This window comes from Andreesenia angusta, assembly GCF_001855385.1.
In the GTDB taxonomy this organism is placed as follows: domain Bacteria; phylum Bacillota; class Clostridia; order Tissierellales; family Gottschalkiaceae; genus Andreesenia; species Andreesenia angusta.
This window is the reverse complement of the sequence record NZ_MKIE01000007.1, coordinates 82,341-103,645: the sequence shown is the minus strand read 5'-3', so window position 1 is coordinate 103,645 and position 21,305 is coordinate 82,341. Positions and strand designations below refer to the sequence as shown.

Below are 21,305 nucleotides of genomic sequence, written 5' to 3'. Positions count from 1 at the left end.
TTATATCGGGTAGTTGGTGTCTTTTGACGTTTGGAGGTGTTTTTTTGAAGATAATACTTGTGAGGCACGGGGAGACCGTGGCCAACGAGAACAAGATATTCAGCGGATGGACAGACTACCCGCTTACAGAGCGAGGAAGGGTGCAGTGCGTAAGTCTCGGAAGATGTCTAGAAAAATATGAAAATATAGATAGGATATACGCAAGCCCTCTGCTAAGAGCCAAGACAACTGCAAGTTATATAGCAAAGAGCCTGAAAAAGGGGATTATAATAAAGCCGGAGCTGAAGGAGATAAATTTCGGGCTGTTCGAGAAAAAGACTAGTGGCGAGATAATGGCTGAATTCAAAGAGGATTGGGAAGCTTGGAACAGAGACTATGTGCATTTCAAACTTCCAGGCGGAGAAAACCTTGTGGAACTTAAAGAGAGGGTAGTACCGTTTATAGACGGCCTTATAGAGAGAGATGAAGACTGCATAGTTGTGACGCATGGAGCGGTTATACAGACAGTAATAACCTATTTGCTCGACCTTCCCCTCAAGAAGATATGGCATTTTCAGTGCAAGAACGGCTCCTACACCGAGATTGAGTATGAAAAGGACTTTGGATTTATAAAAAAAATAGTGCCCATGGATTAGCCATAAAAGCTTAAGATGTGTTTTCACATCTTTTTTTTATCTCTATTTAATAACCTACTACTAATACCAGTTAGTAAAATCTAGTGTTATTTTAATTTGAAAGATGATATAATCTTAATAGGAGGTTGAGCTGATGAAAATTGGAGATTTAGATATAAAGTATCCTATCATACAGGGAGGGATGGCTATAAGAGTGTCTCTTTCCAAACTGGCGGGCAGTGTAGCTAGGGAAGGCGGAATGGGAGTCATAGCCGGAACAGGACTAGGAGAAGAAGAACTTAAGAGAGAGATAAGAGCTGCTAAAGAGATCTCGGAAGGCAACGGAGCCATAGGGATAAATGTGATGTATGCTGTTAGCAATTTTATCGAACTTATAAATATAGCTATAAAGGAAAAGATAGATTTCATAACTTTTGGAGCAGGATTTTCAAGAGACATATTTGAGATAGGCAGAAAGAACAACATACCTGTAATACCTATAGTGTCTTCTGTAAAGCTTGCAAAGATATCCGAGAAGCTGGGCGCTGCGGCAGTGGTTGCTGAAGGTGGAAACGCCGGAGGGCATCTTGGAACAGAGCTAGACTCTTGGGATATAGTGAAGGAAATAAAAGAGGCTGTGAGTATACCTGTATTTGGAGCAGGTGGAATTATAACTCCAGAGGACGGCAGGAGAATGCTTGAGCTTGGAGCTGACGGAATCCAGATGGGGAGCAGGTTTGTAGCCACTTTCGAGAGCAATGTAGCGGAGGAGTACAAGCAGGCTTACTTAGAGCTTGAAAAAGACGACATAGTGAAGATAATGAGCTCAGCAGGGCTTCCGGCGAACTCTATAAGAGGAAAGTTCGTGGAGAAGGTCTTGGAGGGCAATCCCGATGCGCCGCTGGAATGCACCAACTGCCTCAAAAAATGCAGCAGGAAGTACTGCATAAGAGACAGGCTGATAAAGGGAAAAGAAGGAGATAGAGAAGAGGGTATACTCTTTGCCGGCACAGAGGCTTGGAGAATAGACTCTATAATATCTGTAAAGGAAGTATTTGAAAGATTTAAGAAAATATTTGATTGATAACCAGTTCAAGCTGAACAAACTGGGTAAAAGATAGCTATATATCTTTTTTAGGAGGGACCGGTTTGGTTGAATTAAAGAACTACATGGAGACTCTTGTGGATGAGCTTATGGTGAATGTGCTTAGGGACTACGACTGTCCATATAAGGAAGAAGAGAGGTTCAAGATGGACATAAAGGCCATAGCGCTTAACAATCTGCCGACTATGTACTATGTGAGCCATAGGGGAGAGGCCTACAACAAGGTCAAGATGCTAGAGCCTCAGTTTAAGCTCAGCATAATACAGGAGATAGTTAAAGCTGTAGAGATAGTCAGGAAAAATCCTAGAGGGCATTGAAACAGGGGGAATTTTTATGAAAATAGCTGTGTTAGATAGAAGGACGCTTGGAGAAGATATGAATCTCAGTGGACTAGAGCAGTTTGGAGAAGTTGAGTACTTTCAGAATATACGCGAAGCTGAGGTTGGAACTAGACTTGCGGACAAGGAAGTCCTGGTCACAAACAAGGTGAGACTGAACAGGGAAAACCTGAAGAACTTGAAAAACTTGAAGCTGATATGCCTTACGGCCACTGGATACAACAACGTGGATATAGACTATACACTCGAAAGAGGCATAACTGTATGCAATGTTGCAGGCTACTCGACACCTAGTGTTGTCCAGCATACTTTTTCAATGCTTTTCCACATGTTCAGTAGGATAGATATTCAAGACAGATTTGTGAAATCAGGAAAGTACGGCGCAAGCGGAAACTTCACCAATCTGAAGAGTCCTTTTCCAGAACTTGAAGGCAAAAGTTGGGGTATAATAGGGCTTGGAAACATAGGCTCTAAGGTGGCGGAAGTGGCGACTGCATTTGGGGCGGAAGTCTCCTATTATTCTGCAAGCGGAAGAGACAGAGAGACGCCTTACAGAAGACTAGAACTAGACGAATTGCTTTCTAACAGCGATATAGTCTCGATACATGCGCCGCTTAACGGTGATACAGAGCACCTTATAAATATAGAGAATCTAAAGAAGATGAAGTCTACTTCTATACTCATAAATGTGGCCAGAGGTCCGATAGTCAAAGAGAGTGACTTGGCAGAAGCCCTGAACCGTGGATACATAGGTGGTGCCTGTCTTGACGTGTTTGAAGTTGAGCCGCTTACTGAGCAGAGCCCGCTTTATCGCGTGAGGAATATGGAAAAGCTTGTGCTCACGCCTCATATAGCTTGGGGAAGCATCGAGTCTAGAGAGAGGCTTGTCGGGGAGATAATAAAGAACATACAGGCTTTTACAGAAGGAAAGCCAAGAAATGTAGTTAAACATCAATAGCAGTTAAAAGAGAGAAGGCATTACAGAGCGTCAGGCCCTGTAATGCCTTGAAATTTTAAGCGGGGAGGAAGAATTTTGGCCAGAAATATAATGATACAGGGAACTTCATCGAGTGCGGGAAAGAGCATAGTTACGACTTCGCTCTGCAGAATCTATGCCAACAGGGGGATCAGCGTATCGCCCTTTAAGTCCCAGAACATGACTAGAAACAAAGTGAAATTAGAGGATGGATCATATATAGCAGGGTCTCAAGTTGTGCAGGCCGAAAGTGCCAAGGCGAAGCCGGAGTACAGTATGAATCCGGTGCTCCTGGTGCCTAAAACAGACACAGGCAGCACGCTCATACTAAAAGGAGCAGAGTATAGAGACTACGAGGCTAGAAGATACTACAGTGAGAAATCAGAGTTCAAGTCTGCCGTAGAGGAGTGCTACAGAGACCTGGAGTCTAGGTACGATCTTCTGGTCATAGAGGGAGCTGGAAGTCCTGCAGAGATAAACTTGAGGGAAAATGACTATGTCAACATGGGGCTTGCGCATATGGTTGACGCCCCTGTGATCTTGGTGGGAGACATAGAACGAGGCGGAGTTTTCGCATCTATATACGGCACAGCTATGATTCTAGATGAAAGCGATAGAGCCAGAATAAAGGCCTTTGTGATAAACAAGTTTAGAGGAGATGTAGATATACTGAGGCCTGGAATTGAAGAGCTGGAGAATCGCCTAGGGATACCTTGTCTTGGCGTGCTTCCCTACACAGAGATAAATCTGGAAGAAGAGGACAGCTTGATATCCGGGACTGCCGGCGAGAGGATAGATGACGACGAGCTTAGAGATGCGGAGTACGAAAAACTCGCCTGCTTTGTGGAGAAACATCTGGACATGGAGGCGCTGGACAGGATAATAGAGGGCAAGGAATGAAGGAACTGCTCTTAGTCTTAATTGCATCTGTGGCTGACTTCATATTTGGAGACCCATACAGCATTCCGCATCCCATAAGGTATATAGGGAAGTGGATAAAGTACCAGGAAGACAGAATAAGGTCCAGCGTTTCAAATTTGAAGCTTGGAGGCTTTTTTCTGCTTGGAGGCTCTGTAATAGGAGTAACAGCCGTGATTTCGATTATGCTGAGGCTTTCAGGCCGAATCAGTCCCCTGTTTTCGGACCTACTAAGTTGCTATATACTATATACATCCCTTGCCTCAAAGTGCTTGGATGTAGAATCGAGAAAAGTGTACAGAGAGCTGAAGGATGGAAACCTAGAGCAAGCAAGGATTAAGATAGGCTATCTTGTGGGAAGAGAGACAAGTGAGCTAAGTTCTGAGGAAGTGACGAGGGCTACTGTGGAGACTGTTGCCGAGAACACTGTGGACGGAGTGCTGGCTCCTCTCTTCTACATAGGCGTGGGTCTTTTTCTGGGCCTGCCTGTAGAGCTTGTGTATATATACAAGACAGTCAACACTCTAGACTCCATGGTGGGATATAAAAATGAGAGATATGGAGAGTTGGGGTATGCATCTGCCAAATGCGACGACATATTAAACTACATTCCTGCCAGGATTGGAAGCGCTCTTATGGCAGTTGCCGGCATTGTGTTGAGATACAACTTTATAAACGGAATAAAGACCATAATTCGCGACAGAAGAAACCATAAAAGTCCCAACTGCGGATACCCGGAAAGTGCAGTTGCCGGACTACTGAACATACAGCTTGGGGGCACAAATGTGTACTTTGGAGAGTCGGTATACAAGCCGACTATAGGTGATAGAATCAGGGAGATAAGGCCGGACGACATACTTAAGGCCATAAAGATTATGTATATAGCGGAACTGCTGATGATAGCTGCAATAGCCGTCATATATACCATGAAACTGAGGTGATATTATGTACAATACACATGGGGGATACAGAGGCGAGAACAGCGTAGTGGACTACAGCATAAATATAAATCCACTAGGTGTATCGGATGCGTTGAAAGAGAGGCTTTTGAGCTCTATAGACGAGCTGGAGAAATACCCGCAGATAGGTGCAGAGGAATCCGTAAAACTGCTTTCAGAGCAACTGGGCCTAAATCGAGAAGAGATAATAGTTGGAAACGGCGCTACAGAGCTCATATACTTGTTTTCAAGGGCCTTGGGCATAAAGCAGGCTTTGGTGGTCGAGCCTACCTTCACGGAGTACGCCAAGTCGGTGGAGATAGTCGGAGGGAAAGTGCACAGGCACTGCCTTGAAAAGCCGTATTTCAAGCTAGACAGAGAGGCGCTTTTGAAGAGAGCTGCGGAAGTTTCAGCTGAAGCCGTGTATATATGCAGCCCCAACAATCCCACTGGAGGAGCGCTTGAAAAACGAGCGGTGGAGGACTTGCTCGAAGGGCTTGAAAAGCTAAGCGCTACACTTTTTTTAGATGAGTCCTTTATAGAGTTTTCAGACAGAGAGAGCTCTATAGACATGGCTAGAGACCATAAGCTTTTTGTACTTAGGTCTGTGACCAAGATATACGGAGTGCCTGGAATCAGAATAGGTTACGGCGTGGGTCATAGAGATATAGTTGAGGCCATGAACAAGATAAAGGAGCCCTGGAGCGTAAACAGCATGGCCATAGCGACGCTTGAGTCCTATCTGGAGGACGAGGAGTACAGAGAGCGCACGGAGAGCTGGTACAGAGGTGAAAAAGAGAGGTTTATGGATTCGCTTTCTGGCCTGCCATATCTGGAGACATACAGCTCGGAGGCCAACTTTGTGCTCTGCAAGCTTAAAGCTGGAAGTTCGACAGAGCTTCAGCAACATCTTGGAGAGAGGGGCTTCTATATAAGGACTTGCAGCGACTTCTATGGTTTGGATGAAAGCTACATAAGGCTTGCCGTGAGAAGGAGAAAGGAAAATGAGGAGCTTTTGGAGAATATGAAGATGTATAGAGGTGGTGGAGAGCTTGGGTAAGATGGTGCTTATAAGTGGAGGAGCTAGAAGCGGAAAGAGCAGATTTGCAGAGAATCTGGCTTTGGACAGCGGGAAAAGTGTGGTCTACCTTGCTACAGCCATAGCTTTTGACGAAGGCATGAAGCACAGGATAGAGCTTCACAGGATAGAGAGGCCAGGCGAATGGAAGACGCTTGAAATGCACAGTGGCTTTTCGGAGCTAAGAGTAAAAGAGGAGTTTGAAAGCTCGGAACTGGTGCTGCTAGACTGCATGACTCTCCTAATTTCAAACCAGATGCTGGAGAGTGAGCTGGACTTTGACACGGCCACTATGGAAGACTTCGACAGGCTTGAAGACAGCATAATGAGCGAGATAGAGACACTTCTTGAAGCTGTGGAGAGCTCGGGAAAAGACATTGTAGTAGTGAGCAATGAAGTGGGTCTTGGGATAGTTCCAGATACTAGGCTTGGGTCGGCTTTCAGGGATATCTCTGGGAGAGTTAACCAGTATCTGGCGCATGTAGCTGACGAGGTCTACATGGTGTTTCTGGGAATCCCTAGTAGGCTGAAGTAGGTGGAGATCATGAACAGACTGGCTATAATGGTGCTTTTTCTGACCAGGATACCTCTTCCCTTCAAGGTGGACTACAACGAGGAGGAGATGGCTAAAGGCATAAAGTATATGCCGCTAGTCGGACTGTTGATTGGGAGTCTGCTTTACGGGCTTTCCTATGGCATGGGCATCTTCGAGTTCGACAGAGGAGTGGTGAACGTCTCAGTATGGTTGCTCTACTTGGGGATCACAGGAGGGCTCCATATAGACGGACTGGCTGACACTTTCGATGGAATATACAGCAACAGAGATAGAGACAGGGTGCTTGAGATAATGAAAGACAGTCATATAGGCGCATTTGGGGTGCTTGGGATAATAGCCGTGATGGGCTTTGGAATTGTGAACTCACATTACCTTCCTGAAACTGCATACCTTGTGTTTCCGATTGTGGGAAGGTCGGTGTCGTTGCTCGTAAGCGGCAGAAACATATACGCTAGGCCTGACGGAATGGGAAAAGTATTCGTGGACAGATGCGGAAACCTGGAGATGGCAGTTGGGACGATTTCATCGTCAGTTGTGGCAGCTTATTTTTTCGGGCTTCCTGGGCTTATAGGACTATTGTTCTCGGCTGCTATAACTTTGGCCATGGCGAAAAAAGTCTCAAGCACTGTAGGCGGAATTACGGGAGACACTATAGGCTGCTCTATAGAGCTGTCACAGGCGACTTTTCTATTCGGGCTCTATTCAGCCACAAAAATAATGGCTTTTTTAAGCTAAGAGCCCTTTAAAATAGGGATGAAATAAGGTATCATTTAAACTAGAGGAAAAAAGTGAAACGATAAGGAGAATGATATGAAGAGATGGACGTTTAATCTAAGCGAGGAAGACTACGTGGAGTTCAATCTATACCATGCAGATAATTCCCCAAAGTTCAAAAAAAACCTTTTTATACAGAGGTTTTTGGTGTCAGCGATATTCCTGCTTGTGCCTGTTCTAATGAGAGTTCTGTTCGGAAGGCCTTTTACAACTACGCTTCCTATGTTCGGAATAGTTTGGCTTATCTGGGTTATATTCTTCAACAAAGGCTTTAAGCACACTCTGAAAAGCAGGATAGTGAAGAACATAAGGGCAGCAGAGGAGAACGGACAGACTATAACTGGAGAGTACACGCTGCAGGAGACAAGCGACGGTCTGATTCTGAAAAACAAAAGCGGAGAAGTAAAGATAAAGTGGAAGGCTATAGGCATACTTGGAGAGGATGAAGAGAGATTCTACCTCTATATAAGCAACGAAATGGCTTATATAGTTCCGAAGAAAGCTTTTGCAGATGAAGCTGAGATGGCTGAATTTAAGTCGAAAGTAGAGCAGAAGATGACTAAGAGAGATTTGGAGTTTAAGTAGTAAAAGCATGGAGACATGCTTTTTTATTTTAGGAATAGGAGGAAAAAAATGAAAGACTTTCTACCGATAAGTAGAGGCGATATGGAGAAGAGGGGATGGAGCGAGCTCGACTTTGTAATAGTTTCGGGAGATGCGTATGTGGACCATCCATCTTTCGGAGTCGCCATAATAGGGAGAGTGCTTGAAAGCCACGGTTACAAAGTGGGGATAATAGCTCAGCCTGACTGGAAGAAGCTGAAGGACTTCAAGAGGCTTGGGAAGCCGAAACTGGCATTTTTGGTGGCGAGCGGAAATATAGACTCCATGGTCAACCACTACTCGGTGGCCAAGAAGCGGAGAAAGAAGGACATGTACTCTCCGGGAGGCGAGATGGGCCATAGGCCTGACAGGGCCACTATAGTATACTCCCAGAAGGTGAGGGAAGCCTACAAAGACGTGCCTATAATACTGGGGGGAATAGAGGCCAGCTTAAGAAGACTTGCCCACTACGACTACTGGGACGACAAAGTCAGAAGATCTATACTTCTGGATTCAAAGGCCGATATGATAGTGTACGGGATGGCAGAAAAGCAGATAGTTGAAGTGGCAGAGTCGCTTGAAAGCGGGATTCCTGTGAATGAGATAACCTATATAAAGGGAACGGTCTACAAGACAAAGGATAGAGACAGGGCTTACGAGCCCATATTCCTGCCGACTTACGACGAGATACTTGAGTCCAAGAAAAAGTATGCAGAAAGCTTTATGGTGCAGTCGAAAAACTTGGACTCCATCACATCGAAGCCGCTTGTAGAGGAGTACAAGGACTACTATGTAGTCCAGAACGAGCCGCCTGAGCCTATGGAGCAGAGCGAACTCGACGCTGTATACGCACTTCCCTATATGAGAGACTACCACCCGATCTACAGGGAGAAGGGTGGTATACCGGCGATAGAGGAAGTCAAGTTCAGCCTTATAAGCAACAGAGGTTGCTTTGGAAACTGTAATTTCTGCGCGCTTGCATTCCACCAGGGAAGGGTTGTACAGTCGAGAAGCCACAAGTCAATAGAGAACGAGGCTGAGCAGATAGTTTGGGACCCAGACTTCAAAGGATATATACACGACGTTGGAGGACCTACTGCTAACTTCAGGGACAGGGCCTGCGAAAAGCAGGTAAAGCACGGTGTGTGCAAAGACAGAGAGTGTCTATATCCCAACCCTTGCAAGAGCCTTAAGATAGACCATATGGACTACTTGAAGCTTCTGAGAAAGCTGAGAGAGATACCTAAAGTAAAGAAGGTCTTTGTAAGGTCAGGGATAAGGTATGACTATCTGATCCACGACAAGGACGATACTTTCTTCAAGGAACTCTGCGAGCACCATATAAGTGGACAGCTTAAAGTGGCCCCAGAGCATGTGTCCAGAGAAGTGCTCGAGAAGATGGGCAAGCCTAGAAAGGAAGTCTACGAAAAGTTTGTAAACAAGTACAAGAAGCTGAACGCAGATCTTGGAATGAACCAGTTTATAGTGCCATACCTTATGTCAAGCCATCCAGGCTCGACGCTCAAGGAAGCCATAGAGCTGGCTGAATATTTGCGAGATTTAGGGTATATGCCTGAACAGGTTCAGGACTTCTACCCAACACCTTCTACGCTTTCCACCTGCATGTACTATACAGAGCTGGACCCTAGAACTATGAAGAAGGTCTACGTGCCTAAGTCCCCACATGAAAAGGCCATGCAGAGGGCGCTTATACAGTACAGAAACCCTAAAAACTACGACCTTGTACTTGAGGCGCTTAAGAAAGGCGGAAGGATGGACCTTGTGGGCTTTGAAAAGCACTGCCTCATAAGGCCTAGAAGAAATGAATCAAACAGCAGGGGGAATGCTGCTGGGAAAAGAGAGGCTTCAGGAAACAGGGATACGAAGAACTCTAAAAGCAATAGGGAAAAAAGCAGAAAAAGCTCTAAGCCTAGAAAAAAGTTTTGAAGATAGAGCTTTACTGTGATAAAATTACAAGGTTAGAAATAAAAAAACTTTGAACGAGAAAGTAGGAGTAAATTTGAAAAACAGTATAAAAGATATCAGAAATATCGCCATAATAGCTCACGTTGACCACGGAAAGACTACGCTTGTAGACGGACTTCTAAGGCAAAGCGGTACATTCAGGGAAAACCAGAATGTGCAGGAAAGGGTAATGGATTCAAACGATATAGAGAAAGAGAGAGGTATAACTATACTCTCTAAAAATACAGCAATACAGTATGGAGATAAGAAGATAAACATAATAGACACTCCAGGACATGCCGACTTCGGTGGCGAGGTGGAGCGTGTGCTCAAGATGGTAAATGGAGTTGTACTTGTGGTAGATGCGTTTGAAGGACCTATGCCTCAGACTAAGTTTGTGCTTAAGAAAGCCCTAGAGCTAAAGCTTCCGGTTATAGTCTGCATAAACAAGATAGACAGACCAGAGGCTAGACCAAACGAGGTAATAGACGAAGTTCTAGACCTGTTTATAGAGCTTGGAGCCGACGACAGCCAGCTGGAGTGCCCATTTGTATACGCATCAGCTAAAAACGGAACTGCTTCCCTAGATATGGAGAAGCAAGACGAGAACATGAAAGCTCTATTTGAGACTATAATAGACTTTATACCTGCGCCTGAGGGAAGCGAGGAAGACCCACTTCAGCTGCTTATATCTACTATAGACTACAACGAGTATGTGGGAAGAATAGGGATAGGAAAAGTTGAAAGAGGAACTATAAAGCTGAACCAAGAGGCAGTTATACTGAACTATGAAGACGAGACCAAGAGCAAAAAAGTCAGAATTACAAAGATATACCAGTTCGAAGGACTTGAGAGAGTTGAAACTACGGAGTCTTCAGCCGGTAATATAATAGCTGTTTCGGGAGTTGAGGGAATCAACATAGGAGACACTATATGTGCTGTAGAGAGCCCTGAGCCACTTCCTTTCGTGAAGATATCAGAACCTACTCTATCTATGAACTTCGCTGTAAACAACAGCCCGCTTGCAGGTCTAGAAGGTAAGTTTATAACTTCAAGACAGCTTAGAGACAGACTTTACAAAGAGCTTCAGACAGACGTAGGACTCAAGGTAGAGGACACAGATTCGACTGACTCTTTCAGAGTTTCAGGAAGAGGGGAGCTTCACCTTTCAATACTGATAGAGAACATGAGAAGAGAAGGATATGAGTTCCAGGTTTCAAAGCCAGAGGTGCTTTTTAAAGTAATAGACGGAGTGAAGCAAGAGCCTATGGAGAGAGCCACTATAGACGTTCCAGAGGAATTTGTAGGAGCTGTAATAGAGAAACTTGGAAATAGGAAAGGCGAGATCCTAACTATGAATCCTTCGAATGGAGGATACACTAGAATAGAGCTTTCAATTCCAGCTAGAGGTCTTATAGGATATAGATCGGAGTTTATGACCGACACCAAGGGTAATGGAATCATAAACACTATATTCGACGGATATCAGCCATATAAAGGCGAGATAAACAGAAGGTCTGTGGGATCGCTTGTTTCTTTCGAAACGGGAGAGTCTGTTGCATACGGACTTTACTCAGCGGCCGACAGAGGAATACTGTTTATATCAGCAGGAGAGAAGGTCTACTCTGGAATGGTAGTAGGACAGAACGCTAAGCAGGGAGATATAGAAGTAAACATATGTAAGAAAAAGCAGCTTACAAACACTAGATCTTCTGGAACAGACGACTCTCTGAGACTGCCGCCTCCAAAGAGACTTAGTCTAGAGGAGTCGCTTGAGTTTATAGACGACGATGAGCTTGTAGAGGTTACTCCAAAGAGCCTTAGAATAAGAAAAGCTATACTTGACAAGAACTTGAGATACAAGTCTCAAAAGAAGAAGTAGATATAGAGAACGAAAGCTAAATGTTGATATTTGTTTAAAAGAGTAGTGGGGATAACCTACTACTCTTTGCTTTAAAATGCTATAATTAGGGAGTAACTAAAAATACATAGAGTAACTTGTATGTGAAAAAAAGATAAAGTCCATGCACAGCAAAAGGATAACGTTTTCACAGACAAAGCTGTTCACTAGAGAGGAGAGTGTATGATGAAAAAGTCAAGCAAAATCAAGCTTCTGGTTCTGGTATTAGGGATATTTCTGACTTCTGCAATCAGCTACTTTATGGGTAGCTTGGCGGCAGCTATAGTGGTTTCTATAGTTGTGTCAGCCGGCGCGATTGCCATGTTTGCAGGAGGAAAAGAAGACGAGAGAGCCGTGGAGCATATAAAGAGCATAGGCAGCAACGAGTTCTTGATAAAGAGGAAAAATTTAGATGCAGAAAACGAACTAGACAGAGAGATTTCAAAGGTTTTCAACGAACTCCGAAGCAACTTCAAGAGCCAGGTTGCCATATCTACAAATATAATGAGAACGGCAGGGGACATAGCTGGAATTTCTCTAGAGGCAAAGAGCAGGTTTGGAATCATTTCAGAGCTGACTTCTAGAGCGAATGAAAAGTCTACAGAGCAATGCCAGATGCTCAGCGAAGTTTCCAATAAAACCGACAGTATAGTTGAGTCGATTAGAAATCTAAAAGAACTTACAGACGACACTGCGGAGTTCACAGAGAAGTCTATAAGCTCTGCTACAGCGGGGATAAAAGAGACAGACAAGGTCAGAGAAAAGATACAGAATACAAAAGAGCTTGTGACCAGTACTTCGGGAAAGGTGGAGGAACTCAGAAAGTATTCAGAAGAGATAGTTTCCATGGTGGAGCTTATAAACAACATATCTGAGCAGACTAATATGCTTGCGCTGAACGCTTCGATTGAAGCAGCCAGGGCCGGAGAGCATGGAAAGGGATTTGCAGTGGTTGCGAGTGAAGTAGGAAAGCTGGCAGGCGAGACAAGTCAGGTTTCTAAAGGCATAACCAAGGTGCTGGACACTCTGAAGCAGGACATAGGTCATATATCCAAGGACATGGAGTTAGAGGTGCAATACGTCGAAGAGGAATACCAGTCTATGAACAATGCCATAGAGGAATTCAACAAAATCCAGGAAGGGCTTCAGATGATAGTGGACAAAGTGGTTGGAATGAAGGACAATATGTTCAACGTCAGCGCAGAGAGTGAGAGTATAAAGGATGATATACTTGAGGTGACAAGCTTCTCCAACGAGATATCGGCCAGCATGGATGAAGCCGAAGGTGAAGTTACAGCGCTTGATAAAAGGATAGAGGAGCTGGAGAGGACATCGCATCACTTGAATACGGCTTCTGAAGAAATGCAGCAGTTTGTGGCGGGAAGAGCTATGGATGATATGATGCTAGAGGACATAAAGCATATCATAGACGAATATCCTGCTTTTAAAGAAGGCGATGTAGAAAAAGCACTAAGAGAGATAAAGTCCGACGACCTTCTGATAACTGATGAAAGCGGAACAGCTAGAATAGTTTCAGACAAGTCTAGCGCTGGAATAAATCTCTACGAAGTGGAGCCGAGTTTTAGACCTTTGAAGGAGGGTAAGACAAAATACGTGTCGACTCCTGTAAAGAGAAGAGCGGAAGATGGATCTATATTCAAGTACTTGGCGTACAGAGAAGGTCCTATTCTCTATCAGGTTGGAATCTCCATAGACTCATTGTTGAAAGCTTAGTAAAAGAGCAGCCTAAGGGCTGCTCTTTTACGTACTTTAATATAAAATCGCGGTTAAATATTCGTAAATGGGCTTGACCGTGAATACAAACTCTGATAATATGTAGGAGTGATAAACACGTACAATATTAACTTTTGAAACTAAAAACGTTTGTATTTAATGGGGGACAAGATGAAAAAATACGATGCTATAATAGTGGGCGCAGGCCCATCGGGGATATTTACAGCTTATAAACTGAAAGAATACAATAGTGATTTGAATATACTTTTGATTGAAAAGGGAAGAAATATAGAGAAGAGAATATGTCCGAAGAGGGAACTACAGAGATGTGTAGGCTGCAAGCCTTGCTCTATAACTACTGGATTTGCAGGAGCAGGAGCCTATTCTGACGGAAAGCTTTCGCTTTCGCCAGACGTAGGAGGAGAGCTTCCGGCGATACTCGGGTATGACAGGGCCAAAGAGCTTATAGATGAAGCGGACAGCATATACTTGAAGTTTGGAGCCGACACAAATGTGCATGGTGTGGATCAAGTGGAGAGAATTGAAAAGATAAAGAAGCAGGCCATAGTGAGCAATCTGAAACTTATAGAGTGTCCAGTTCGCCATCTTGGAACTGAAGAGGGATATAGAATATACGGAGACCTTCAGCAGCATCTGATAGACCAAGGGGTGGAGATACTTTTCAACACAATGGTTGAAGATATAATAGAGGAGAACGGTGTTGTGACTGGAGTAAAGACTACTGGCGGAGACGAGTACTACTCTGACGACATAGTAATAGCCATAGGAAGAGAGGGCTCGGAGTGGCTTAAGGGAGTTTGCGAGAAGCACAGCATCAATACCAAAGTTGGCACTGTAGACGTCGGCGTAAGGGTGGAAGTAAGAGACGAAGTCATGAAAGAGATAAACGAGACTATGTATGAAGGCAAGATGGTCTACTACACGCCTACTTTTGACGACAAAGTGAGGGTGTTCTGCTCTAACCCTTCTGGAGAAGTGGCTACAGAGTACTACGACGACAACTTAGCTGTAGTAAATGGGCATGCCTATAAGTCGAAGGACATGAAGACTAAAAACACGAACTTTGCTCTGCTTGTTTCAATGAACTTTACAGAGCCTTTCAAGACACCTATAGAGTACGGAAAGCATATAGCCAAGCTTGGAAACATGCTGGCAGGCAACAAGATACTTGTTCAAAGATACGGGGATTTCAAGAGAGGCAGAAGAAGCACTGACGAGAGGATAACTAGAAACAACATAGTTGCGACTCTTAAAGATGCAATTCCAGGGGATCTCTCTCTTGTACTTCCTTACAGAATAATGCTAGACATAGCAGAGATGATAGAAGCTCTAGACAAGATAGTCCCAGGTATGGCGAGCGACGAGACGCTGCTTTACGGAGTTGAGGTCAAGTTCTACTCCAACAAGGTAGATGTGACTCCTGAGTTCAAGACCAATATAAAGGGTCTATACGCAGTGGGAGACGGAGCTGGAATCACAAGAGGGCTTCAGCAGGCCTCTGCAAATGGAATAGAGGTTGCAAACACAATCATAAAGAAGCTGAGCGCAAAAAAATAGTGCAAAACACAGAAAAAGAGGAGTCAGGCCTATAGGTCAGACTCCTCTTTTTTACTTTAAGAAAGCTTCAAGCTCTTCGCGGCTTGCAGCTTGGCCTTTTTCAATCATCCTCTTAAGCGCTATGGCCTTGTTGGCATCGTCAAATATAATACCGCCTACGGGCATACTGTCTTTTACCACGACTTTTCTGTAGGAAGGACCATCGCCAGTCAGCGTGTAGTCCGGATTTTCAGGCGAGATGTTACCCACAGAGAAAAGGTAGAGCCCAAAGGAGTTTAGACTCATCATAGGAGAGCCGTCTTTAAACTCTGAGCCAATCCCAAGTATGTTCTCGGCGGCCACTTTAGCCTGCAGAGTAGAGATGCTCCAAAGTCCGTAAACCCTTCCGTCAAACTCAGCTACGTCTCCTACGGCGTATATGTCTTCTACGCTAGTCTCCATTTTGGAATTCACAACTATCCCCCTGTTTGTTTCAAGCTCTGCATCTATCTCTATATCAGTATTCGGACGTATTCCAGTGGAGAAGATGACCATTTCGGCAGGGTGCTGCTTGCCGTCAGAAGTCTCGTAGCTTTCTACAGAGTCGCCACCAAGTAGCTTGGAGGCGGAAGCTCCAAACATAATCTCTACGCCAGCATCGCGGAGCTTGGATTCAAGGATCTCGGAAGCCTCGCGGTCAAGCTGCTTGGGCATAAGCCAGTCGGCCATCTCGGCCACAGCTACTTTCTTTCCTTGCTTTGCCAGGGAATAAGCGTTTTCAAGCCCTAGAACTCCGCCCCCGACTACGAGCACATTCTGGACATTCACCATGTAGTCCCTTATGGCCCAGGAATCGTCCAGTGTTCTGAGGGAGAAGACACCTTTTAAATCGACGCCCTCCACAGGAGGAACAAAGCTCTTGGCTCCAGACGCCAGCACAAGCTTGTCGTATTTTAGGCTTTTGCCGTTTGAAAGATACACTTTTTTCTCCGAGCTAGAGATACTCTTCATGGAGATGCCTTTTAAGAGCATTATATTGTTTTCTAAATACCAGCTTTTAGGCTTTATGAGAAGCTCATCTTCTGTCACATCTTTTTCCAAGGACTTGGACAGCTTTATTCTGTTGTAGGGATAGAAATCCTCCGCTCCAACTATTGTAATATCAGATTCTGAATCAGAAGCCCTAATAGTCTGAGCCACTGTCAGCCCGCCTACTCCACTTCCTATGATGACTATATTCTTCAATTGTATTCCCCCTTATAGACTTTAAGTTCACATTTACATACCTACCCATATTTCTGAGAGAAAAAACGGATAGGTGAAGAGATGGCTTGCAATATGCATTGAAATAATTGCGGAATATGAGATACTATAGTATAGAAAATAAAAACAAGAGGCGAGGATTGAAGATGAGACTGAATAGCTATATAAGCTCTAGTGGAATATGCTCGAGAAGAGAAGCAGATAAACTGATAGAAGCGGGCAAGGTCACGGTGAATGGGAAACGGGCATCTGTAGGCCAGCAGGTTGAAGACGGAGACGCTGTAAAGGTAAATGGAAAGCTCATAGTGGACAAGAAAAAGCCAAAGGCCCTGTATATAGCCTTGAACAAGCCGGCGGGCATCACATGCACCACGGAGAATCATGTAAAGGGCAATATAGTGGACTATGTAAACCATAGAGAGAGGATATTTCCCATTGGAAGGCTGGACAAGGAGTCGGAAGGACTTATACTGCTTACGAACGACGGAAGCATAGTGAACGAGATACTCAGGGCCGAAAACAACCATGAGAAAGAGTATGTTGTGACGGTGGATAGACCCATAACAGAAACTTTCCTGAAGTCCATGGCTGATGGTGTGACAATATACAACCCGGTCAAGAAGAAGCACGAAAAGACAAGGCCTTGCAAAATCAAGCGCGTAAACGACAGAAGCTTTGCGATAGTGCTTTCCCAGGGGCTAAACCGCCAGATAAGAAGGATGTGCCAGGTCCATAAATACGAGGTAGTAAAGCTTAAGCGGGTCAGGATAGACAGACTGAAGCTAGGAGACATTCCAACAGGGAAGTGGAGATATCTAAACAGCACAGAAGTGAACACCCTGAGGCGAAAAAAATGAAAAAACTTGAGCTGAAAAAGAGCATACGACTATGATAAGATGGTATTTGGATGGAAGTAAACATTATACAAGGAGATGATTATTTTGGCAGGAAACAGAACTATATGTACAACAAACAACGTGGAGTATTCTGATATAAGAAAGGCAATGTGCGGGGGAGCTAGAACTGCGGAAGAGGTAGTGGAGATGGCTGGAATCTGCAACGAGTGCGAAGGATGCAAATCAGAGCTTCCTGGAATACTAGCTTCAGTATGTGGATGCAGAGACGTGTCGCTAAAATCCGTTGTAGACGCAGTAAAATCTGGAATAAACACAGTCGAGGGTGTCGGCGAGCACACAGGGGCAGGGCTTGACTGCGGAAGATGCAAGGCGCTTGTGGCGAACATAATAGAGCTAGGAAGATAGCTCTCAGTGTATTGACAAGAGTCGGGCTGATCAATATAATATAGTTATTGACAAAAGTGATACAAAGGCATTGAAAGGACGAGTAGATTTGAGTTTCCGCTCAAGAGAAGAGGCGACATGGCTGGAATCGCTTCTAGTGGATGCAAGTTGAAGACTAACCTTGAGCCCGCCCCGAAAGGGAGCTGCGTTGATGACGTTACAATCAAAGAGTGGAGCCTCAGGGCTCTAATTAGGGTGGAACCGTGTGAGTCAGACTCTCGCCCCTAGCAGCGCTAGGGACGGGAGTTTTTTTGTTTTTCTTAAAAGGTGATAGGAGGAAGAAACATGATAAATATAACATTACCAGATAGTTCTGTAAGAGAATATGAAGACGGAGTTACAGTCTACGATGTGGCGAAGAGCATAAGCGAAGGACTTGCAAGAGTCGTGGTCGGAGCAAAGGTCAACGGAGAGCTTAAAGGACTTAAAGAGGAGATATCAGAGGACAGCAGCTTGGAGCTTCTGAAAGTGGAGGATGAAGGTGGAAAAGAGATATTCTGGCACACTTCTGCGCATATGCTTGCACAGGCGATAAAGAGGCTGTTCCCTGAAGCGAAGTTCGCCATAGGACCAGCTATAAAGGACGGGTTCTACTACGACATAGATATGGAGCACAGGCTGGTGCCTGAGGACCTTGAGAAGCTTGAAAAAGAGATGAAGGCTATAGCCAAGGAAAACTTCGAGCTGGAGAGATCTGTGATGAGCAGAGAGGAAGCGCTCAAGTACATGGAGGAGAGAGGCGAAGTCTACAAGGTGGAGCTTATATCAGAACTTCCAGAGGGAGAGGAGATATCTTTCTACACTGAAGGAGAGTTTACTGACCTATGTAGAGGGCCGCATCTTCCGAACACAAAGAGAGTGAAGGCTGTGAAGCTTACAAGCATAGCTGGAGCTTACTGGCGTGGGGACGAGAAGAAGCCTATGCTTCAGAGGATATACGGAATCTCTTTCGAGAAGCAAAAAGAGCTAGACGCATACCTCGAGATGGTGGAAGAAGCCAAGAAGAGGGACCACAGAAAGCTAGGAAAAGAGCTGGACCTATTCACTATGCACAACGAGGGGCCTGGATTCCCGTTCTTCCATCCTAAGGGTATGGTGCTTTGGAACACAATCCAGAACTTCTGGAGAGCTGAGCACCAGAAGAGAGGATATGGAGAGATAAAGACTCCTCTTATACTGAATGAAGACCTCTGGCATCAGTCGGGCCACTGGGACCACTACAAGGAGAATATGTACTTCACGGAGATAGACGGTGGAGACTACGCTATAAAGCCTATGAACTGCCCAGGATCTATGATAGTCTACAAGTCCAATATGTACAGCTACAGGGACTTCCCTATAAGATGGGCAGAGCTTGGACAGGTTCACAGACATGAGCTTGCAGGAGCACTTCACGGCCTTATGAGGGTTAGGACTTTTACGCAGGACGACGCACATATATTCATGCTTCCAGAGCAGGTGAAAGACGAGCTTGTAGGTGTAATTGAGCTTGCAGACGAGCTATACAGCGCATTCGGATTCAAATACCATGTGGAGCTTTCAACTAGGCCGGACAACTACATGGGAGAGATAGAGACTTGGGACCTAGCCACTGAAAATCTGAGAGCCGCACTAGAGGAAAAGGGAGTGGAGTACAGGATAAACGAAGGGGACGGAGCTTTCTACGGACCTAAGATAGACTTCCACCTAGAGGACAGCATAGGCAGGACTTGGCAGTGTGCCACTATACAGCTTGACTTCCAGATGCCTGAGAGGTTCGACCTGACTTATATAGGGGCGGATAACGAAAAGCACAGACCTGTAATGATACACAGGGCGATACTTGGAAGCATGGAGAGATTTATAGGAATACTGATAGAGCACTATGCCGGTAAATTCCCTGCATGGCTTGCGCCGGTTCAGGTTTCGATACTGCCTATATCAGACAAGTACAACGACTACGCGGAAGAAGTTAAAAACGCTCTAGAGCTTAAGGGCATAAGAGTTGAGATGGATGTAAGATCTGAGAAGATAGGCTTCAAGATAAGAGAAGCTCAGATGCAGAAGATACCTTACATGCTTGTAGTAGGGGAAAAAGAGGTGGAGAACAACGCTGTATCTGTCAGAACTAGAGACGGTGGAGACATGGGAGCGCTAGGGCTTTCAGAGTTTATAGACAAGATAGTTCAGGAAATAAGAGACAAGGCTTAAAAAAGTGGCCCTCAAGCCTCGATTAGATGTTTGAGGGCCTATTTCTGTACAAGGAGGCTTTAGTATGCTGTTTAGCAGCTTGATTTTTCTATTTGTTTTTTTGCCATCTGTGTTGGTGCTTTACTATGCGCTTGGGAAGAAGTTCAGAAACATAGTGCTTCTTGGCTTTAGCTTGTTTTTCTACGCATACGGCGGACCGAAGTACCTTTTGGTAATGCTTTTTTCCATAGCTATGAACTACGTATTTGGACTTATGGTTGAAAGGTTCAGAGAAGACCATATGAGTGCGAAGAGAGTTCTGACGTTTTCTGGAATAGGCAATTTGACCATAATAGGGTACTACAAGTACACAGATTTTTTTATTCAAAATATAAACACTGTATTCAGAGCGGAGCTTCCCTATGCAGAGATAGTAATGCCTATAGGTATTTCTTTCTTCACTTTCCAGGGGATGAGCTATGTGATAGATATCTACAGGGGCCATGGGAAAGTGCAGAAAAATCCGCTGAATGTGGCGCTTTACATCTCGCTTTTTCCACAGCTTATAGCAGGTCCTATAGTCAGGTATGAAACAGTCGCAGACCAGATAGAAGGCAGGGTGGAGAACTTCGACAAATTCGTGTCTGGGATAAGCAGGTTCATAGTAGGGCTTAGCAAGAAAGTTCTCTTGGCCAACAGCATGGGACTTATAGCGGACGAGGTATTCGCCAACCAGCCAGCTGATATTTCAGTCTTGTTGTCTTGGATAGGGGCTATTGCATATACAGGGCAGATCTACTTTGACTTCTCTGGGTACTCCGACATGGCCATAGGACTTGGGCGGATGTTTGGATTTGAGTTTCTCGAGAACTTCAACTACCCTTACATATCCAAATCTGTAACCGAGTTTTGGAGAAGATGGCATATATCTCTTAGTACCTGGTTTAGAGACTACGTATACATCCCACTTGGGGGAAACAAGGTCAGTAAAGTCAAGCATCTCCGGAATATATTTGCAGTCTGGATGCTGACAGGGCTCTGGCATGGGGCTTCATGGAACTTTGTATCATGGGGGCTTTACTTCGGAGTTATACTTGTGGTGGAGAAGTTCTTTATAGGGGAGAGAATAGGGAAGCTTTGGGCTCCACTAAGGCATATCTACACTATGACGCTAGTAGTGGTCGGATGGATCATGTTTAGGTCGGAGACACTGGGATACGCGGGAGAGTACCTTGCAGTGATGTTTGGGGCAAGCCATCAAGAGCTTTTAAGCGATCAGGCCATGTACTATCTTACAGAGTACAGGATGGAGTTCCTGCTGGCCATAGTGGCTTCCACACCTATTTACAGATCTATAAAGGAAAAACTTTCAACTTTCCAGACTGGAAGCTGGGTTGAACGTGTAGAGGCATTTGCATCTCCGATAGTGCTGTCATCCATGTTTCTGCTCTGCATAATGAACCTTGTAAATTCGACTTTCAATCCGTTTATATACTTTAGATTTTAGAGGGGGCAA

19 protein-coding genes are annotated in these 21,305 nt (G+C 44.7%); 18 read left to right on the top strand and 1 reads right to left on the bottom strand.

All coding sequences use genetic code 11. The features are described 5' to 3' along the window. Positions 1-44: 44 nt before the first annotated feature. From EUAN_RS09020 to EUAN_RS08955, 14 genes are all read left to right on the top strand, one after another. Positions 45-635: a histidine phosphatase family protein gene (locus EUAN_RS09020; protein ID WP_071063864.1), complete on the top strand. Its 591-nt coding sequence runs from the start codon at positions 45-47 to the stop codon at positions 633-635. A gap of 133 nt (positions 636-768) precedes the next feature. After that, positions 769-1,698, top strand: a complete 930-nt coding sequence (locus EUAN_RS09015) for an NAD(P)H-dependent flavin oxidoreductase (RefSeq protein WP_245674477.1) — start codon at positions 769-771, stop codon at positions 1,696-1,698. A gap of 65 nt (positions 1,699-1,763) precedes the next feature. Then, on the top strand, positions 1,764-2,036 hold the full coding sequence (locus EUAN_RS09010) for a late competence development ComFB family protein (RefSeq protein WP_211266338.1): 273 nt from the start codon (positions 1,764-1,766) through the stop codon (positions 2,034-2,036). Positions 2,037-2,052: 16 nt separating this feature from the next. Continuing rightward, the gene (locus EUAN_RS09005) at positions 2,053-3,015 is read left to right on the top strand and encodes a D-2-hydroxyacid dehydrogenase (protein WP_071063860.1); all 963 of its coding nucleotides are present in this window, start codon (positions 2,053-2,055) and stop codon (positions 3,013-3,015) included. A 75-nt stretch (positions 3,016-3,090) separates the two neighbouring features. Next, entirely contained in the window at positions 3,091-3,933 is an 843-nt protein-coding gene (locus tag EUAN_RS09000; RefSeq protein ID WP_084655864.1) for a cobyric acid synthase, read from the top strand. After that, positions 3,930-4,892, top strand: a complete 963-nt coding sequence (gene cbiB / locus EUAN_RS08995; protein WP_071063858.1) for an adenosylcobinamide-phosphate synthase CbiB — start codon at positions 3,930-3,932, stop codon at positions 4,890-4,892. Before EUAN_RS09000 ends, cbiB begins: the two co-directional genes overlap by 4 nt. A 4-nt stretch (positions 4,893-4,896) precedes the next feature. Continuing rightward, a complete protein-coding gene (locus tag EUAN_RS08990) occupies positions 4,897-5,949 on the top strand; it encodes a pyridoxal phosphate-dependent aminotransferase (RefSeq protein WP_071063856.1) in 1,053 nt (350 codons plus the stop codon). A gap of 1 nt (position 5,950) precedes the next feature. Further along, a complete protein-coding gene (cobU, locus tag EUAN_RS08985; protein ID WP_084655870.1) occupies positions 5,951-6,502 on the top strand; it encodes a bifunctional adenosylcobinamide kinase/adenosylcobinamide-phosphate guanylyltransferase in 552 nt (183 codons plus the stop codon). A gap of 9 nt (positions 6,503-6,511) precedes the next feature. Further along, positions 6,512-7,258 carry an adenosylcobinamide-GDP ribazoletransferase gene (gene cobS / locus EUAN_RS08980; protein WP_084655863.1) on the top strand — a complete coding sequence of 249 codons (747 nt, stop codon included), beginning with the start codon at positions 6,512-6,514 and terminating at the stop codon, positions 7,256-7,258. 75 nt (positions 7,259-7,333) lie between these two features. Further along, positions 7,334-7,882: a YcxB family protein gene (locus EUAN_RS08975; RefSeq protein ID WP_071063850.1), complete on the top strand. Its 549-nt coding sequence runs from the start codon at positions 7,334-7,336 to the stop codon at positions 7,880-7,882. Between the two features lie 48 nt (positions 7,883-7,930). After that, complete coding sequence (locus tag EUAN_RS08970; RefSeq protein ID WP_071063848.1) at positions 7,931-9,847, top strand: YgiQ family radical SAM protein; 1,917 nt, start codon at positions 7,931-7,933, stop codon at positions 9,845-9,847. A gap of 73 nt (positions 9,848-9,920) precedes the next feature. After that, a complete protein-coding gene (gene typA / locus EUAN_RS08965) occupies positions 9,921-11,747 on the top strand; it encodes a translational GTPase TypA (protein WP_071063846.1) in 1,827 nt (608 codons plus the stop codon). A 201-nt stretch (positions 11,748-11,948) separates the two neighbouring features. Further along, positions 11,949-13,499, top strand: coding sequence for a methyl-accepting chemotaxis protein (locus tag EUAN_RS08960; RefSeq protein ID WP_097678072.1), 1,551 nt, complete (start codon positions 11,949-11,951; stop codon positions 13,497-13,499). A 171-nt stretch (positions 13,500-13,670) separates the two neighbouring features. Next, entirely contained in the window at positions 13,671-15,077 is a 1,407-nt protein-coding gene (locus EUAN_RS08955) for an NAD(P)/FAD-dependent oxidoreductase (protein ID WP_071063842.1), read from the top strand. A 51-nt stretch (positions 15,078-15,128) separates the two neighbouring features. Here EUAN_RS08955 and EUAN_RS08950 read toward each other — a convergent pair whose 3' ends face one another. Beyond that, a complete protein-coding gene (locus EUAN_RS08950; RefSeq protein WP_071063840.1) occupies positions 15,129-16,301 on the bottom strand; it encodes an NAD(P)/FAD-dependent oxidoreductase in 1,173 nt (390 codons plus the stop codon). 164 nt (positions 16,302-16,465) lie between these two features. On the opposite strand from EUAN_RS08950, the gene EUAN_RS08945 reads away from it, so the two are divergent. The 4 genes from EUAN_RS08945 (at position 16,466) to EUAN_RS08930 (ending at position 21,296) form a co-directional block, all read left to right on the top strand. Beyond that, positions 16,466-17,176, top strand: coding sequence for a pseudouridine synthase (locus EUAN_RS08945; RefSeq protein ID WP_071063905.1), 711 nt, complete (start codon positions 16,466-16,468; stop codon positions 17,174-17,176). An 84-nt stretch (positions 17,177-17,260) separates the two neighbouring features. Further along, positions 17,261-17,581 carry a (2Fe-2S)-binding protein gene (locus EUAN_RS08940; RefSeq protein WP_071063839.1) on the top strand — a complete coding sequence of 107 codons (321 nt, stop codon included), beginning with the start codon at positions 17,261-17,263 and terminating at the stop codon, positions 17,579-17,581. 324 nt (positions 17,582-17,905) lie between these two features. Continuing rightward, positions 17,906-19,810 (top strand): threonine--tRNA ligase, encoded by a 1,905-nt coding sequence (gene thrS, locus EUAN_RS08935; RefSeq protein WP_071063837.1) that lies wholly within the window; start codon positions 17,906-17,908, stop codon positions 19,808-19,810. A 64-nt stretch (positions 19,811-19,874) separates the two neighbouring features. Continuing rightward, complete coding sequence (locus EUAN_RS08930) at positions 19,875-21,296, top strand: MBOAT family O-acyltransferase (protein ID WP_071063835.1); 1,422 nt, start codon at positions 19,875-19,877, stop codon at positions 21,294-21,296. Positions 21,297-21,305: the final 9 nt, after the last annotated feature.

Excerpts from the sequence above, each read along its gene's own strand:
- EUAN_RS08955 (WP_071063842.1), top strand. The coding sequence starts at position 13,671 with ATGAAAAAATACGATGCTATAATAGTGGGCGCAGGCCCATCGGGGATA.
- EUAN_RS08990 (WP_071063856.1), top strand. The coding sequence starts at position 4,897 with ATGTACAATACACATGGGGGATACAGAGGCGAGAACAGCGTAGTGGAC.
- cbiB (WP_071063858.1), top strand. The coding sequence starts at position 3,930 with ATGAAGGAACTGCTCTTAGTCTTAATTGCATCTGTGGCTGACTTCATA.
- EUAN_RS08930 (WP_071063835.1), top strand. The coding sequence starts at position 19,875 with ATGCTGTTTAGCAGCTTGATTTTTCTATTTGTTTTTTTGCCATCTGTG.
- cobS (WP_084655863.1), top strand. The coding sequence starts at position 6,512 with ATGAACAGACTGGCTATAATGGTGCTTTTTCTGACCAGGATACCTCTT.
- thrS (WP_071063837.1), top strand. The coding sequence starts at position 17,906 with ATGATAAATATAACATTACCAGATAGTTCTGTAAGAGAATATGAAGAC.
- EUAN_RS08970 (WP_071063848.1), top strand. The coding sequence starts at position 7,931 with ATGAAAGACTTTCTACCGATAAGTAGAGGCGATATGGAGAAGAGGGGA.
- EUAN_RS08945 (WP_071063905.1), top strand. The coding sequence starts at position 16,466 with ATGAGACTGAATAGCTATATAAGCTCTAGTGGAATATGCTCGAGAAGA.
- EUAN_RS08960 (WP_097678072.1), top strand. The coding sequence starts at position 11,949 with ATGATGAAAAAGTCAAGCAAAATCAAGCTTCTGGTTCTGGTATTAGGG.
- cobU (WP_084655870.1), top strand. The coding sequence starts at position 5,951 with ATGGTGCTTATAAGTGGAGGAGCTAGAAGCGGAAAGAGCAGATTTGCA.
- EUAN_RS09005 (WP_071063860.1), top strand. The coding sequence starts at position 2,053 with ATGAAAATAGCTGTGTTAGATAGAAGGACGCTTGGAGAAGATATGAAT.
- EUAN_RS09015 (WP_245674477.1), top strand. The coding sequence starts at position 769 with ATGAAAATTGGAGATTTAGATATAAAGTATCCTATCATACAGGGAGGG.
- EUAN_RS08975 (WP_071063850.1), top strand. The coding sequence starts at position 7,334 with ATGAAGAGATGGACGTTTAATCTAAGCGAGGAAGACTACGTGGAGTTC.